Genomic DNA, 14,772 nt, shown 5'->3' with positions numbered 1-14,772 from the left:
CTCTGCCCGTGCATTTATCGCGAGGGGGAAGAGAAATGGACTTTCTAGCTGTCAATTGGCTGGCCATCGTGCTGGCGACCGTAGCCAGCATGGCGCTGGGTGCGGCATGGTATGGGGTGTTGTCCACGCAATGGCTGGCGGCGTCGGGCCGGACCAAAGAGGATATCGATCCCAAGGACTTCATGCCCTATGTGTGGTCGGTGATCGTGCAACTCGTCATGGCCTATTTCCTGGCCGTGCTGACGCCACCGCTGGCCGGTGCCATGACCATCGGCCATGGCTTGCAGATCGCCTTCCTGATGTGGCTGGGCTTTGTTGCGACCTCGATGATCCTCAACCATCGCTACCAGGGCAAGCCCTGGTCGCTGACCGTCATCGATAGCGGGTATATCCTGGCAGCCTTGCTGGTGCAGGGGCTGGTGCTGGGCCTGTTTGGCTGAACTTTAGCTTTCGACGACCACCGGCGGGGCCTTTGCCGGCTCCGCTGGCGGCGCATATTTGTTGAGCAGCGGAAGCTGGCTCATCGAGAAGATCACGGTCAGCGGCATGATGCCCCAGACCTTGAAGGCGACCCAGAAGTCGGTCGAAAAGCTGCGCCACACCACCTCGTTGAGTACGGCGAGGACAACGAAGAACAGCCCCCAATTCAGGGTCAGCTTCCACCAGCCCTCGGGCTTGAGCTTATAAACATCGCCAAACACATATTTCAGCAGCGACTGCCCGAACAGCAGGCCGCCCAGCAACACTGACGCAAACAGCGTGTTGGTGATGGTGGGCTTGATCTTGATGAAGGTGTCGTCCTGCAGCCAGAGCGTCAGGCCGCCAAAGACCAGCACCACCACGCCGGTGACCAGCGGCATGACGGCGATTTTTTTCAGGATGAGCCAGCTCAGCGCCAGGGAAATGACCATGGCCGCCATGAACCAAGCCGTTGCGACGAAAATGTCGGCGCGGCCATTCATGATGAAGAACACCACCAGAGGCCCCAGCTCGAGCGCCAGCTTGATGATCTGGGGGCGCGTTTCGTCCCAATTGATTTCGGGTTCGGCTTTTTCGGTCATTCCAAGTTCCGTGTGCTGCCGCCAATGTGAGGGGTGCGGCGCCCTGTTGCAAGCCGGTAGCGGACAAGAGTGGTCAGATTTTGGCTGCGTTACCCCGTCAGTGGGAGAAGCAGCGAGCCTATTCGCGCCCCGCTATGGCCTTGGCAAAATCGGCCGCCTCGAACGGTTCCAGATCGCCCACGCCCTCGCCCACACCGATGAAATGCACCGGCAGGCCGAACTTTCTGGCGATGGCGACCAGGATGCCGCCGCGGGCCGTTCCGTCGAGCTTGGTCATGACGAGGCCAGTGACACCTGCGCGTTGGCCGAAGATTTCCACCTGCTTGAGCGCATTCTGGCCCGTGGTGGCGTCGAGGGTCAGCAGGGTCGCGTGCGGCGCCTCAGGATCGACCTTCTTGATGACGCGGATGATCTTCTCGAGCTCATTCATCAGCTCGTCCCGGTTTTGCAGGCGCCCGGCCGTGTCGATGATCAGTACGTCGCGCGCGTCGGCCCTGGCCTGGGTGACAGCGTCAAAAGCGAGGCCGGAGGCGTCGGCGCCGGCCGGCTTGGCGATCACCGGGGCGCCGGTGCGCTCGCCCCATACCTGCAATTGCTCGATGGCGGCAGCGCGGAAAGTGTCGCCCGCGGCCAGCATGACCGACTTGCCTTCGGCCGCAAATTTTTGTGCCAACTTGCCGATCGTGGTGGTCTTGCCCGAGCCATTGACCCCGATCATCAGGATGATGAATGGCTTTTTCGTGCTGTCGATCAACAAGGGCTGGGCGGCAGGGCCCAAGACCTTCTCGACCTCCGTGGCTAGAACAGCGCGCACATCTTCGCCCGAAACGTCCTTGTCGAAACGGTCGCGCCTGAGCGTCTCGGTGATGGCCATGGCCGTGTCGATGCCCAGGTCCGCCTGGATCAGCACATCCTCGAGCTCGTCGAGCATGGCCGCGTCGAGCTTGCGCTTGGTGAAGACCGAGGTGATCGAATTGGTCAGATTGTCCGAGGAGCGCTTGAGACCCGAGGCCAGGCGCGCAAACCAGCCTTTGGGCTGTTCAGGCTCGGCCACGGCCTGTGGCGCGGCGGCCAGATCGTCCTCGACATCCTCGATATAGTCTGGCGTGGTTTCCGGCGGGCCGGGCGGCAAATCGTGCGCGGGCGCCGGGGGCGGTTCTGCCGGCTCGGTTAACGCAGGCGGCTCGGGCTCTGGTTCCGGTACATCGGGAATGGCGTCCGGGGTCACCGGGGTTTCGGGAACAGTGTCCTCGGGCGCCGGTGCTGGTTCAGGCTGATTGCCGCCAAACAGGCGTTGGAAAAAGCCGGGTTTCTTTTCGCTCATGCGATGTCCTTGATAATCACGCGGCGGCCTGCAAAGGGTCGCCGGACAACCCGTCATCGCTCAGGCCGGAAATCCGAACGCTGAGCAGGTCGCCCGCCTCGGCTCCGGCAACGCGCACGGGAATGAAGTGCTCAGTCCGCCCCAGGCCGCTGCGCTCCACCAATATAGACTCTGTCTGTCCGATGCGGCTCTTGCACAGGGCGCGGAACTGTTCGTCGCCCGCAGCACGCAACTGGGCCGCGCGCTGCCGGGCCACGGCCTTGCTGACCTGCGGCATGCGGGCGGCGGGGGTGCCGGGGCGGGGCGAATAGGGGAAGGCGTGGATATAGGCCAGATTGGCTTCGGCGATGAAGCTCCGGGAACTTTCGAACATGGCGTCGGTTTCGGTCGGGAAACCGGCAATGATGTCGGCGCCAAACACCATGTCGGGACGACGCGAACGGAGCTTCTCGACCACTGCCAGCGCATCATCACGCAGATGCCGGCGCTTCATGCGTTTCAGTATCATGTCGTCGCCCGACTGCAGCGACAGATGCAGATGCGGCATCAGGCGCGGGTCGGCGACGGCTTCATAGAGCGCGGGGTCTGCCTCGATACTGTCGATCGAGGAAATGCGCAGGCGCGGCAGGTCGGGCACATGTTTGAGGATCGACTGGGTCAGCAGCCCAAGCGTGGGACTGCCGGGCAGGTCGGGCCCATAGGAGGTGATGTCGACGCCGGTCAGCACCACTTCCTTATAGCCATTGGCCACCAGTTTCCTGATCTGCTCGACGACCAGGCCCATGGGCACGGAGCGCGAGGGGCCGCGGCCGAAAGGGATGATGCAGAAGGTACAGCGGTGATCGCAGCCATTCTGTACCTGCACAAAGGCTCGGGTTCGCCCATCCATGCCCTCGATCAGGTGCCCGGCGGTCTCGCGCACGCTCATGATGTCGTTGACCTGCACCTTGTCATTGAGCGGCGTGCCAAAGACCATGGGCCTGTAGCTCTCGGATTTGAGCTTGTCGGCATTGCCGATGACCAGATCCACCTCGTCCATGTCACCGAATGAGCGCGCCTCGGTCTGGGCAGCGCAGCCGGTGACGATGATACGTGCCTGTGGGTTATCGCGGCGGGCCTTGCGCACGGCCTGTTTGGCCTGGCGCACCGCCTCGGCGGTCACCGCGCAGGTGTTGATGATGATGGCATTGTCGAGGCCCGCCTTTTCGGCCTCAGCCTTCATCACCGCGCCTTCATAGGCATTGAGGCGGCAGCCGAATGTCAGCGTTTCAATGGCCATCAGGCCGCCTCGCTGCGCGTCCAGGCGCCTGTCGCCGGGTTCAGGCTGCCGCGCCATTCGAATTCGGCCGGGCCGGTCAGGATCACGTGGTCATTGTCGAGCCATTCCACGATCAGATCGCCACCGGGCACGGTGACCGTGGCCTTGCGGGCGGTGCGCCTGGTGCGGGCCCCATTGACCAGCGCGGCGCAGGCGGCCGTGCCGCAGGCCTGCGTCAGTCCGGCGCCGCGCTCCCAGGTCCGGAGCACAATATGGTCGGGCCGGGCCACCTGGGCAATGGAGATATTGGCGCGTTCGGGGAACAGCGGGTGATTTTCCAGCAACGGCCCGAAGCGGTCGAGCGCAAAGCCCCACACATCGTCCTTGACCCAGAAGGTGGCATGGGGATTGCCCATCGAAACGACCGAAGGCGAATGCAGCACCGGCGCATCGATGGGACCGATCTGCAGCTCGACATAGCGGGTATCGGCAAATTCCTCATTGAGGGGAATCTCGTACCAGGCGAATTTTGGGGTGCCCATATCGACGGTGATCTGGTCATCTTCGGCTTCCTCGCCAAACAGGATCCCGGCGATGGTTTCAAAGGTAAATCGCTGACGCCCCAGTTCGCCGGTCAGCGTCTGTACCACACAGCGCATGCCATTGCCGCAGGCCTGGGCGCGCGAGCCGTCGGAATTGATGATGTCCACATAGTTGATGGTGCCCGGTGTCCTGGGGTCATGAATGGCCATGATCTGGTCGAACCGGGTCTCGGGGCGTGCATTGATGGCAATGGCGGCCTCGGGCGTGATGCGCGCATTGGTGCCGCGCAGATCGGCCACGATGATCTGGTTGCCCAGCCCGTTCATCTTCAAAAAGGGGACGTCGCTCAACTCGCAATTCCGTGCTGTTGCCGCCTGTGGGGCAGGTTTGTCGCCCTATATGGCGGAATTGGCCTTCAAATGCCAGTCCGGCGGCCGGCATGGGGGCCATCCGGTCCGGCGAGACTGGATCACGACCGATAGAGTTTTCTTTTAATTTTAACCACTTGGGTTGGGATTGCTCTTAACCAGAGCGGCAAGTTTGAGGTGCTTCGGGACGGCGATGGGATAGTGTGGAAGGCGAAGGTTTTTGTCCGTGCCGCCCTTGGGAGTTCCGCCGATGAACATGCCACTGATCTCCGACCAGATCATTACTGACTGGCAGCCGCACTATCCGCAAGTTTGGGGCAATCAGGCGCTGCGCCTGCAGCATAGTCTGGCCAGTTCGCCACTGTTTTCCGATGAGGCGCTGGCCGCGCTGATTGAGAATAGCCCGCGCGAGGCCTATCACGTCAATTATTCGCAGAAGACACCGGGCAATCCGCCCAAGCGGCGCGAAGGCGAGATCAAGGGGCTTTCGGGCGCCGAAGTGATCGAGACAGTCAGACAAGGCAATATCTGGGTCAATCTGACGGCCCCCGCCAAGACCAATCCGGCCTATGGCGATTTGCTGGACAGCCTTTATGCCGAGTTCGAGGAGCGGGTGCCTGGCTTTGCGAGCTACAAGCGGAACCTGACCATCCTGATCTCTTCGCCCAATGTCTCTGTAAAGTACCATTCCGACGTGCCGGGCCAGAGCCTGTGGCAGGTGCGGGGCACCAAGAAGGTCTATGTCTATCCCGCCCAGGCGCCTTTCATTTCCCAGCCGGCCCTGGAGAAACTGATCCTGGGGCAATTGCGGGAAACCGACATGCCATTCGAGCCCTGGTTCGATGATTTTGCCCAGGTCTATGATCTGGAAGCAGGACAGATGCTGCATTGGCCCCTCAATGGCCCGCATCGCGTGGTCAATCATGGCATGCTCAATGTCAGCTTCACCACCGAGCACTGGACGGACGATTTGCGCAAGCATTACGCGGTCAACTATGCCAACGGCATTCTGCGCAACAAGCTGGGGATGCAAAAGCTCAGCCAGCAGGTGACGGGCATGAGCTATCTGGCCAAGCTGGGGATCGCCGGGGCCGTCAAGTTCTCGCCGCTCAACCCCCAAAAGAAGAAAGTCTATACCGTCGACTTCCAGGTCGACCCGGCGGCTCCTGAAGGCGTGCGGGATATCCCAGCGCACACATTCTCAAAATGAGTGCTAGCCATGCGCTTGCCGGAGGGGCTGAGCGCCGCGCCCGGGGCTCGGAGGCGGTCAGCTATGGGCTTAGTGCGTCTGCCATCCGGGACCGTGCCGGGATCGAGGCAATCGCCGATCGCTGGCTTGGCCTGGAAGCACACGGCACCGGCTTCAACCTGTTCCAGAGCCTGGGATGGGCGCGCGCTATCTTCGATTTCGAGCGCGAGCGTGGGAACACGGCCTTTGATCCGGTAATCGCCACAATCTCGGACGGGCGCCGGCTTGTCGGCGTTCTGCCGCTTGAACGCATCCGCACGGGTGTCCGATCTCTGCTCGTGCCGCTGGGAAACGGCTTTGCCCAGACGACCGATGCCTTGCTCGACGCCGATCTGGATCCGGGCGCCGCGGTGACCCGGCTGTTGCGGGCGGCCGTGGCGGCCGCTCCCTGTGACGGGATCAGCCTGCTCAAGGTGCGCGATGGCTCGGCTTTGGCCCAGGGTCTGCCCCGGACCAGCATCCGGACCGGCGCGGAGCAGGGCGCACCCTATGTGGCGCTTGATGCCTTTCCCGATTTTGCCGGCTATTTTTCGACAATCAGGTCCAAGACGCGCAAGAATATGCGCAATGCCCGCAACCGGCTGGAACGCGAAGGACCGGTTGAACATCAGGTCGTCTCGGATGCCGCCGGGCGCCAGGCCTTAATCGAGCGCACGCTTGAAGGCCGCGCCGAGCGCCTCAAGGAGCAGGGCCTGACCTCACGGGCCTTCCGCGATAGCGGGTTTCGCGATTTCTGCACGAGCCTAGTGTCACGCGACGACATCGCGCTGCGGGCCTTTTCCCTGCAGCATCGGGGGCGCCCTTTGGCCGAGCAATGGGGCTTTGTACATGGCGGGCGCTACTATGCCTATGTGGCCAGCCGCGATTTTTCCCACTCAGACGAGAGCCCGGGCAAGCTGCACCTGAGCGACATCATCCGCACCTGTGCCGATCACGGCCTGAAGGGCTGTGACCTCGGCGTGCCGGTGATGCCATACAAGCTCACCTTTGCCACCCAGACCATCGTGGTGCGCGACTATGCCTTGCCCACGACCCCGCGTGGCTGGCTGTTGTTCCAGGCCTGGGACGTGTGGCTGCGGCCATCATTGAAGCGGCTTGTGCTGGCCCTGCCTGCAGGTCTGCGATCAGGGTTGATGCGGCTGGTGGGACACGGGCATTAGTCGCGCGCTTTCTTGACTCTGTTCCGGCTTTGACCTAAAGCCAGCCCGTTCATCAGGCTTTTTGCTCCTGACCAGCCGACCGGGACCCCTCGAGGTATAAACCGATCCCGGAGGCCAACACCCGCCAGCGCGTTGCGCCCGCGGGTGGGTTTTGCATTTGGCCTTGTGGACCCTATCTCTTGCGGGATTGGCCTGCGAGCGAAAAGGACGAGACATGTTTGAGAGCTTAAGCGACCGGCTTGGCAAGATTTTCGAGGGATTGCGAGGACGCGGCGCGCTGAACGCTGCCGATGTCGATGCAGCCATGCGCGAAATCCGCCGGGCGCTGATCGAGGCCGACGTTTCGCTCGAAGTGGTGCGTGCCTTTGTCGAACAGGTGCGCGAGCGCGCCGTGGGCGCCGAAGTCACCCGCTCGGTGACGCCGGGCCAGCAGGTGGTCAAGATCGTCAATGACGAGCTTGTGCAGGTCCTGGGGGCCGACGCCGTCACCATCGATCTCAATGCCCCCGCGCCCGTGACTCTTTTGATGGTGGGCCTGCAGGGCTCGGGCAAGACCACAACCACGGCCAAGATCGCCAAGCGGCTCAAGGACCGGCAGAAAAAGAAGGTCCTGCTCGCCTCGCTCGATACGCGCCGCCCGGCGGCCATGGAGCAGCTCCGCGTATTGGGCGAACAGGTGGGTGTGGATACCCTGCCCATCGTCACTTCCGAAACCCCGGTCGAGATTGCCCGCCGCGCCGAGCGCGAGGGGCGGCTGGGCGGGTATGACGTGCTCATTCTCGATACGGCGGGCCGCACCCATATCGATGAAGAGCTGATGGAAGAAACCGTTTCCATCAAGAACATCGCCAAGCCGCATGAAATCCTGCTTGTCGTTGATGCGTTGACCGGCCAGGACGCCATCAATGTGGCGCGCAGCTTTGACGGGCGGCTGGACGTCACCGGCATTGTGATGACCCGCGTGGATGGCGACGGGCGCGGTGGCGCGGCGCTCTCGATGCGCGCGGCCACCGGCAAGCCGATCAAGCTGATCGGCGTCGGCGAAAAGATGGATGCGCTGGAAGACTTCCACCCCAGCCGCATCGCCGACCGTATTCTGGGCATGGGCGACATTGTCAGCCTGGTCGAAAAGGCCGCCGAGCATGTGTCGGCCGAAGACGCCCAGAAGATGGCCAAGAAGCTCAAGAAGGGCGCCTTCGATTTCGAGGATCTGCGCAGCCAATTGCAGCAGATGAAGAAGATGGGCGGCATGGGCGGGCTGATGGGCCTGTTGCCGGGCGCCGGCCAGCTCAAAAAGGCCATGGCGGGCGCCAATGTCGATGAGAAGGTCTTTGACCGCCAGATCGCCATCATCAATTCCATGACCAAAAAAGAGCGGGCCAATCCGGACCTGCTCAATGCCTCGCGCCGCAAGCGCATTGCCGCGGGGGCGGGCGTGGAAGTCTCGGAAATCAACAAGCTGGCCAAGCAGCACCGCCAGATGGCGGACATGATGAAGAAGGTCAGTAAGGGCGGCATGGGCTCGCTGGCCGGCATGTTCGGCGGCAAGATGGGCGGGATGATGGGTGGCATGCCCGACCTTTCCAAGATGGATCCCAAGCAGCTTGAAGCCATGGCCCGACAGGCCGGCGTCGACCCCGAACAATTGAAGGGCCTGCCTTCTGCAGACGTACCGGCGCAGAAGTCGCTGCCCAGCGACGTCAATGCGCTCCTCAAATCCTCCGGTGGACCGGCCCTGCCGGGCCTGGGCGGAGCCCCCCGTTTCCCTGGCCTGCCGGGCCTGGGCAAAAAGAAATAACCCGTTTCAATTCACTAACGAACTGACAGGACTGACAAAATGGCACTCAAGCTTCGTCTCGCCCGTGGCGGCACCAAGAAGCGTCCCTTCTACCACATCGTGGTTGCCGATGTGCGCTCGCCGCGCGATGGCCGCTTCATCGAAAAGCTGGGCACCTACAACCCGCTGCTGGCCAAGGACGCCGAGAACCGCGTCGTGCTGAATGCCGAGCGCGTGCAGCACTGGCTTTCGCACGGCGCGCTGCCGACCGACCGCGTACTGCGTTTCCTCGACGCTGCCGGCATTTCCAAGCGTCCGGCGCGCAACAACCCGAACAAGGGTGTGCCCGGCGACAAGGCCAAGGAACGCGCCGAAGAGCGCGCTGCCCGTGAAGCCGCTGCCAACGCGCCGGCAGAAGCGCCCGCCGAGGAAGCCGCTTCGGCCGAGTAAGCTTGGGCCCGACCTGAATACGAAAGCCCCGGTGGTGACACCGGGGCTTTTTGTTTGCGGTGGGTGCTTTGTCCTAGGCTTTGAGCTTGGCCAGGATCGCGGCGCCCATTTCCTCGGTACCGACGGTCCTGCAGTTCTCCTGGGCGATGTCGCCGGTGCGCAACCCGTCGCTGAGCACGGCCGAAATGGCGTTTTCGACCTGGGTGGCCAGCTCGACCATGTTGAACGAATAGCGCAGCGCCATGGCGAAGCTTGCGATCATGGCGATGGGGTTGGCGATGCCCTGGCCGGCAATGTCGGGAGCCGAGCCGTGTACGGGCTCGTAAAAGGCCTTGCGCTTGCCGGTGACCGGATCGGGGGCGCCGAGGCTGGCCGAGGGCAACATGCCCAGCGAGCCGGTCAGCATGGCCGCGACGTCGGAGAGAATGTCGCCAAAGAGATTGTCAGTGACCATGACATCGAACTGCTTGGGCGTGCGCACCAGCTGCATGGCGGCGTTGTCGGCGAGGATATGGTGCAGTTCCACGTCCGGATAGTCCCTGGCGACGCCCTTGACCACTTCGTCCCAGAGCACCCCGGACTTCATCACGTTCTTCTTGTCGGCCGAATGCACCTTGCCGCCGCGGGTGCGGGCCAGGTCGAAGGCCACGCGGGCGATACGGTCGATTTCATAGGTTTCATAAACCTGGGTATCGATGGCGCGCTTCTGCCCGTCACCGAGATCGGTGATGGTCTTGGGCTCACCGAAATAGACGCCGCCGGTCAGTTCGCGCACGATCAGGATGTCGAGGCCTTCCACCAGCTCCTTTTTCAGCGAGGACGCCGAGGCCAGGGCCGGGTAGCAGATCGCAGGGCGGAGATTGGCGAAGACGGCCAGTTCCTTGCGCAGGCGCAACAGGGCCGCTTCGGGGCGATGCTCATAGGGAACGTCATCCCATTTGGGGCCGCCCACGGCGCCGAAGATCACTGCATTGGCGGCCTTGGCCTTGGCGACATCCTCATCGGTGATGGCCACGCCGTGCTTGTCATAGGCAGCACCGCCGGCCAGGCCGGTATCGGTCGAAAAATCAGTCAGGCCCTCGGCATTGGTCCAGGCGATGAGCTTTTCCACCTCGACCATGATCTCGGTGCCGATGCCGTCGCCGGGCAGAAGAAAAAGGGAATGGGTGGCCATTTTGGGAAAAGCTCCTCGCCGTACTGGTGGGTACACCTGAATTTGGTGCCGACATACAAGGTTTTCGGGGCCTTGCGCAAGGCGAGTTCAGGCAAATCCGTTCCGTGAGAACAGCACCCAGAAGGCAAAGACATTGGTGAGCATGTGCGCCAGGCTCACATAAAACACCGAACCGGTCCGCCAGGCGATCCAGGCCCAGAACAGGCCCAGGGCTGATGCCCCACCGACAAGGGCCAGTGCCCCGCCATCAAAGACAATATCATGGCTGAGAGCCAGGGGGATATGCCAGGCGGTGAACAAGGCCCAGCCCAGCCAGAAGCCAAGGCGCGGCTTGTCCCTGAAGGTGCCAATGAAGCCACCGCGCCAGGCCATTTCCTCCAAGGGGCCGTTGATGGCGGCGATCAGCAGGGCCAGATACATGCTGCCGCTGGTCAGGATCGAGGTGTTGGGCACGAAATTGGCAATGGCAATGATTCCGACCTGCACCAGCAGGAGCGGAATGATCCACCAATCACGCCAGCGCAGCTTTTCGGAGAACAGCCGCCCGTCATTGCCCTCCAGGGCATGCCAGCCGATGACCGGCAGGCAGAAGAACAGCCAGTAAAAGGTCAGGGCGAACAGATAGCCATGTTGCGGGTGCCAGGCAGTCAGCGCCGGCACGATGAAAAACAGCGCCCCGATCAGGAGCGCTGCGTGCGCCAGTAGGGCCAGTTGCCGGGCGCTCATCGATCAGCCCAGGCGTTTCTGGAAGAAGATGCGGCGCGATCCGGCCGGGTGGTCCTCGATGGTGCCGAATTCAACGAAGCCGAGGTCGCGGTAGAAGCCGGGCGCCTGGAAGGCAAAGGTGTCGAGCCACATGCCGCCCAGGCCCTGCTGGCGGGCCCAGTCTTCGGCCCGCTGCATCAAGAGCCGGCCCAGGCCCTGGCCGCGCAGGTCAGGGGCAACGGAGACGAACTGGATGAACATCCAGTCGTAGAGCACATAGCCGGTGAGGCCGCCCTGGATGGTGCCGGCCTCATCCCTGAGCAGGAAGCCATAGTCCCGGTAATTGCCGCCCGGGTGCTGGCTCTCGGCGGCGGCACCCAGTATGCCCACCACCGCCTCGATGTCGGAGGCGCTGGGCGCATCGACGAATTCGAGGCGGGGCGTGGGGCTCACGATGTGGCTGCGCCGATGCGGGCGGTCACCTCGATCTCGATCTTCATGCCCTCTTCGATCATCGCAACGATGAGCATGGAGGCCGCAGGCCGGATGTCCTTGAACACCGGACCAACGGCTGCAACGACCTCGTCCACAAAAGAGCGGTCACCGACATAATAGACGACGCGGACGGTGTCCTGAATGGACGAGCCGGCATCCTTGAGAGCCTTGTCGATGGTGGCCAGGGCGTTCCTGGCCTGCTCGCCTACGCTTTCGGGCATTGTCATCGTGGCATAGTCATAGCCGGTCGTGCCGGAGACATAGACAGTGTCCTCGTGCCGGACAGCGCGGGAATAGCCGAAAGTGGCTTCAAACGGGGAGCCGGTGGAAACGCGCTGGACCAATTTTGTCTCTCTGCTTGTGGGGTTAGAGCCAGGGGCGCTCGGTGGCCATCTTGCCCTCGAAAGCGGAGATGGAGGGATCGGATTTCAGCGTGCCGGCAATATCGTCAAGCCCCTCAAGCAGGATCTGCTTGCGGGAGGGGTCGATGTCGAAATTGAGCGTGCCGCCGTCCGGGCCCTTGATCGTCTGGGCTTCGAGGTCGACCGTCAGCGTGGCATTGGAGCCGCGCTCGGCGTCGTCGAGCAGGAGCTTTAATTGCTCTGGCGTCACGACCAGCGGCAGGATGCCGTTCTTGAAGCAGTTATTGTAGAAAATGTCGGCGAAGCTGGTGGAGATCACGCAGCGGATGCCGAAATCGAGCAGCGCCCAGGGGGCATGCTCGCGGCTGGAGCCACAACCGAAATTATCGCCGGCAATGATGATCTGCGCGTTGCGATAGGCGGGCTTGTTGAGCACGAAATCGGGGTTCTCCGAGCCGTCCTCATTGTAGCGCATCTCGGAAAACAGCGCGGTGCCGAGACCGGTCCGCTTGATGGTTTTCAGATATTGCTTGGGGATGATCATGTCGGTGTCGATATTGATGATCGGCAGGGGTGCCGCGACACCGGTCAGGGTGGTGAATTTATCCATGGGGCTGCTGGACCTCGCTGTTGACCACGGTCATTGCGCGAAAGCGGGGTTTCGGTCAAGCCTGAACCGTACCGAAGCGTACGGTTGGGCCCCGGGCGCGCTCCCTTGGTCCACAATTTGTGCGTGAAGGCGCGCCGGCCGGCACTGTCGCCTCCGGTTGAAATGGACGTGTTCCGAGGCGCGTGCGTCTCAGTAAAACTAAGTAATAGAGACGTCGCCGCCTCGGAACGCTGGGTTTCTCCTGCCGTCGTGGCCCCTATTGATCGCTCGTCGCAAGGTGACCCGACTGGCAGACGAGCCCTGGAGCGAATCCAGTCTCACCGGCTCCTCCCGCAACTGTTCGCTGCAGTCCGCCCATCGCGGGAGAGATGAGGAGGAGTATGAGGGAGGTTTTGGGGGCGGGGATATCTTTTGGGCAGTGGCGGAAATCGACCCCCAACCTGACACTATGGGCGCAATGTCCAAGGCTCCACAGCGGACATTGGTTTGAGGCGCTCGACCCGGCCCTCATTATCTCTTGCCATTCCCGACTGGCCATGAAGATTATCTCAAGCCTTTGGCGTTATGAATGCCATGAGCAATTGTAGGGGTTTCCGGTGGCTGATGGCCGCGACATCACTTTGACCATTCACGGCCTCGTTGAATTTAACGATGAGGTTGATGGGGAGGTGTTTGCCGAAAAGTTCTCCGCATTCATGCGCGGCTTGGCTGCGTCTGACATAGCGGCGAATGGTGAACGCCGGCATCAGTTCATAATCGGCGATCTCAGAAAGAACACGGCAACGGCGCAGATCGTCGAGCGAAAAAACAAGGTGGCAGCCATCACCCATTCGGGCGCGAGCTACTTCGAACAAGCCATCGACGAGATCAGGCGCGACAGTCAGCCCGCCCGCCTGCTACCTCTAAAAGTTGTCGAAAGCGTCGTGACCCTCAATAGGGGGGTAGGTAGGTCTTTCCAATTTGGAGAGATCAAGGTTGAGGGGGACAATGTCATCCGCCTCGACCCATATCTGGCGGCGCAAGCAGAAAAGGTGCTGGCCGATATCAAGAAGTTGGAGGGCAAGCCGGCCTATTTCGCGGGCATGGCGCTCGGGTCATTCGATGGCACGCTACGGGCAGTAGATTTCCAGCAGGCTCAAAAAACTGGTGTGGTCCGCCTTTCGGCTGGCGATCTCCCGCTGACTTGCGACATTAGCCGTGTGCCACTTGAAGAGATCGCCGCGGCACTTGAGAAACGCGCAGTTTTCTATGGCACCGCCCGTTATGACGGGAAATCCGGTTTGCCGAGACTGCTGGAAGTCCGGCGCATCGAGGTGGTGCCAAAAGGGGAGGGCTTGGTTAGATGGCAAGCCGCCTTCGAGGCGCCACCGGGTGATGATGAGGACTGGGAAGCACAGTGAGTACCTCGGCGCCGTTGAACTACTATTGGGACACCTGCGTGTTCACCGCCCACCTGGTCGACGAACGGCACCAGCACGGCAACGTCGTCGACGATATCCAACAGCTACTTGGGGACGCGCAGGCAGGCCGTTGCCGCATCTACTGCTCCACGATCTCCATTGCTGAAATCACGACACCGACATTGGCGGCGTCTAACGTCGGCACCTTTCAGGATTTTTTGCGCGATTTCAGAGGTGTGGTCGTCACCGTTGATGCCAGTCCCATTATTATGGAGATGGCCAGCCGACTTCGCGGCCAGGAATACAGGAAGGGCGAGGCGTTCCGGAAACTGGGAACTGCTGATGCGATCCATCTTGCTACAGCAATTGGCCTTAGTGAAATCTATGGCGTAGATGTCGAAGCGTTCCACACTTTCGACCGAGGCAAAAGGCGCGGTGAGGATGGCGGCAAGGGCCTGCCCCTTATCGGCTTCGAGACGTGGAGCGAAGGTTGTCTGGCCGATCCACTTGTTGCCAAGGTCCGGGCGATGAAACGTGGGTTACCACTACACCCAAGCCCAAACATGTTGGCAGGTCGCTGATCAGCGGTTTGTTGATTGACGACCAACTCCCCAACCTCATTGAGGCGGGGGGAACCTCATTCTATGACGGGCAATAGCCTAGCCGAGGACGCCGCGTTTGTCACCAAAACCCGCCAGTCCGCTGCCCACCCGAGGCTGTGTGAGAACTCCGCGCGGCTGTTGGCTCAGGTAATTTGCGATGGAGCACCTAGGCTCCCTTCATCCTGTTATCGCCCTGAGTGTTGAAGCAACGCCGGCAACGGCGATGGCGCGCTT

General features: G+C 62.0%; 16 protein-coding genes. 7 read left to right on the top strand and 9 right to left on the bottom strand.

Annotated elements, in window-relative coordinates:
- The first annotated feature begins 35 nt into the window (after window positions 1-35).
- Window positions 36-440 (top strand): DUF1761 domain-containing protein, encoded by a 405-nt coding sequence (locus tag DDE76_RS10120; protein WP_104892925.1) that lies wholly within the window; start codon window positions 36-38, stop codon window positions 438-440.
- Window positions 441-443: 3 nt separating this feature from the next.
- Here the strand turns inward: DDE76_RS10120 and DDE76_RS10115 are convergent, their stop codons facing one another.
- From DDE76_RS10115 to dapF, 4 genes are all read right to left on the bottom strand, one after another.
- Window positions 444-1,061 carry a septation protein A gene (locus DDE76_RS10115; RefSeq protein ID WP_104892926.1) on the bottom strand — a complete coding sequence of 206 codons (618 nt, stop codon included), beginning with the start codon at window positions 1,059-1,061 and terminating at the stop codon, window positions 444-446.
- Window positions 1,062-1,179: 118 nt separating this feature from the next.
- On the bottom strand, window positions 1,180-2,385 hold the full coding sequence (gene ftsY / locus DDE76_RS10110; protein ID WP_104892927.1) for a signal recognition particle-docking protein FtsY: 1,206 nt from the start codon (window positions 2,383-2,385) through the stop codon (window positions 1,180-1,182).
- A gap of 16 nt (window positions 2,386-2,401) precedes the next feature.
- Entirely contained in the window at window positions 2,402-3,664 is a 1,263-nt protein-coding gene (gene mtaB / locus DDE76_RS10105; protein ID WP_104894861.1) for a tRNA (N(6)-L-threonylcarbamoyladenosine(37)-C(2))-methylthiotransferase MtaB, read from the bottom strand.
- A complete protein-coding gene (gene dapF, locus DDE76_RS10100) occupies window positions 3,664-4,512 on the bottom strand; it encodes a diaminopimelate epimerase (protein ID WP_104892928.1) in 849 nt (282 codons plus the stop codon). Before dapF ends, mtaB begins: the two co-directional genes overlap by 1 nt.
- A 292-nt stretch (window positions 4,513-4,804) precedes the next feature.
- On the opposite strand from dapF, the gene DDE76_RS10095 reads away from it, so the two are divergent.
- From DDE76_RS10095 to rpsP, 4 genes are all read left to right on the top strand, one after another.
- A complete protein-coding gene (locus tag DDE76_RS10095) occupies window positions 4,805-5,764 on the top strand; it encodes a hypothetical protein (protein ID WP_104892929.1) in 960 nt (319 codons plus the stop codon).
- Window positions 5,761-6,963, top strand: a complete 1,203-nt coding sequence (locus tag DDE76_RS10090; protein WP_104892930.1) for a GNAT family N-acetyltransferase — start codon at window positions 5,761-5,763, stop codon at window positions 6,961-6,963. Before DDE76_RS10095 ends, DDE76_RS10090 begins: the two co-directional genes overlap by 4 nt.
- A 214-nt stretch (window positions 6,964-7,177) precedes the next feature.
- The gene (ffh, locus tag DDE76_RS10085) at window positions 7,178-8,761 is read left to right on the top strand and encodes a signal recognition particle protein (RefSeq protein ID WP_104892931.1); all 1,584 of its coding nucleotides are present in this window, start codon (window positions 7,178-7,180) and stop codon (window positions 8,759-8,761) included.
- Window positions 8,762-8,800: 39 nt separating this feature from the next.
- Window positions 8,801-9,190, top strand: a complete 390-nt coding sequence (rpsP, locus tag DDE76_RS10080; protein ID WP_104892932.1) for a 30S ribosomal protein S16 — start codon at window positions 8,801-8,803, stop codon at window positions 9,188-9,190.
- 73 nt (window positions 9,191-9,263) lie between these two features.
- Here rpsP and leuB read toward each other — a convergent pair whose 3' ends face one another.
- From leuB to leuD, 5 genes are all read right to left on the bottom strand, one after another.
- Window positions 9,264-10,364 carry a 3-isopropylmalate dehydrogenase gene (leuB, locus tag DDE76_RS10075; RefSeq protein ID WP_104892933.1) on the bottom strand — a complete coding sequence of 367 codons (1,101 nt, stop codon included), beginning with the start codon at window positions 10,362-10,364 and terminating at the stop codon, window positions 9,264-9,266.
- Between the two features lie 87 nt (window positions 10,365-10,451).
- A complete protein-coding gene (locus DDE76_RS10070) occupies window positions 10,452-11,090 on the bottom strand; it encodes a CPBP family intramembrane glutamic endopeptidase (RefSeq protein WP_104892934.1) in 639 nt (212 codons plus the stop codon).
- A gap of 3 nt (window positions 11,091-11,093) precedes the next feature.
- Entirely contained in the window at window positions 11,094-11,522 is a 429-nt protein-coding gene (locus tag DDE76_RS10065) for a GNAT family N-acetyltransferase (RefSeq protein ID WP_157955747.1), read from the bottom strand.
- The gene (locus DDE76_RS10060) at window positions 11,519-11,908 is read right to left on the bottom strand and encodes a RidA family protein (protein WP_104892936.1); all 390 of its coding nucleotides are present in this window, start codon (window positions 11,906-11,908) and stop codon (window positions 11,519-11,521) included. Before DDE76_RS10060 ends, DDE76_RS10065 begins: the two co-directional genes overlap by 4 nt.
- Before the next feature lie 22 nt (window positions 11,909-11,930).
- The gene (gene leuD / locus DDE76_RS10055) at window positions 11,931-12,536 is read right to left on the bottom strand and encodes a 3-isopropylmalate dehydratase small subunit (RefSeq protein WP_104892937.1); all 606 of its coding nucleotides are present in this window, start codon (window positions 12,534-12,536) and stop codon (window positions 11,931-11,933) included.
- A 596-nt stretch (window positions 12,537-13,132) separates the two neighbouring features.
- On the opposite strand from leuD, the gene DDE76_RS10050 reads away from it, so the two are divergent.
- On the top strand, window positions 13,133-13,936 hold the full coding sequence (locus DDE76_RS10050; protein WP_104892938.1) for a hypothetical protein: 804 nt from the start codon (window positions 13,133-13,135) through the stop codon (window positions 13,934-13,936).
- Window positions 13,937-13,974: 38 nt separating this feature from the next.
- A complete protein-coding gene (locus DDE76_RS10045; protein WP_157955746.1) occupies window positions 13,975-14,517 on the top strand; it encodes a hypothetical protein in 543 nt (180 codons plus the stop codon).
- The last annotated feature ends 255 nt before the right edge of the window (window positions 14,518-14,772 follow it).

This window comes from Devosia indica (genome assembly GCF_003056405.1).
Taxonomy (GTDB): Bacteria; Pseudomonadota; Alphaproteobacteria; order Rhizobiales; family Devosiaceae; genus Devosia; species Devosia indica.
The sequence above is the reverse complement of the archived record's forward strand: the minus strand, read 5'-3'. Positions and strand labels throughout refer to the sequence as shown.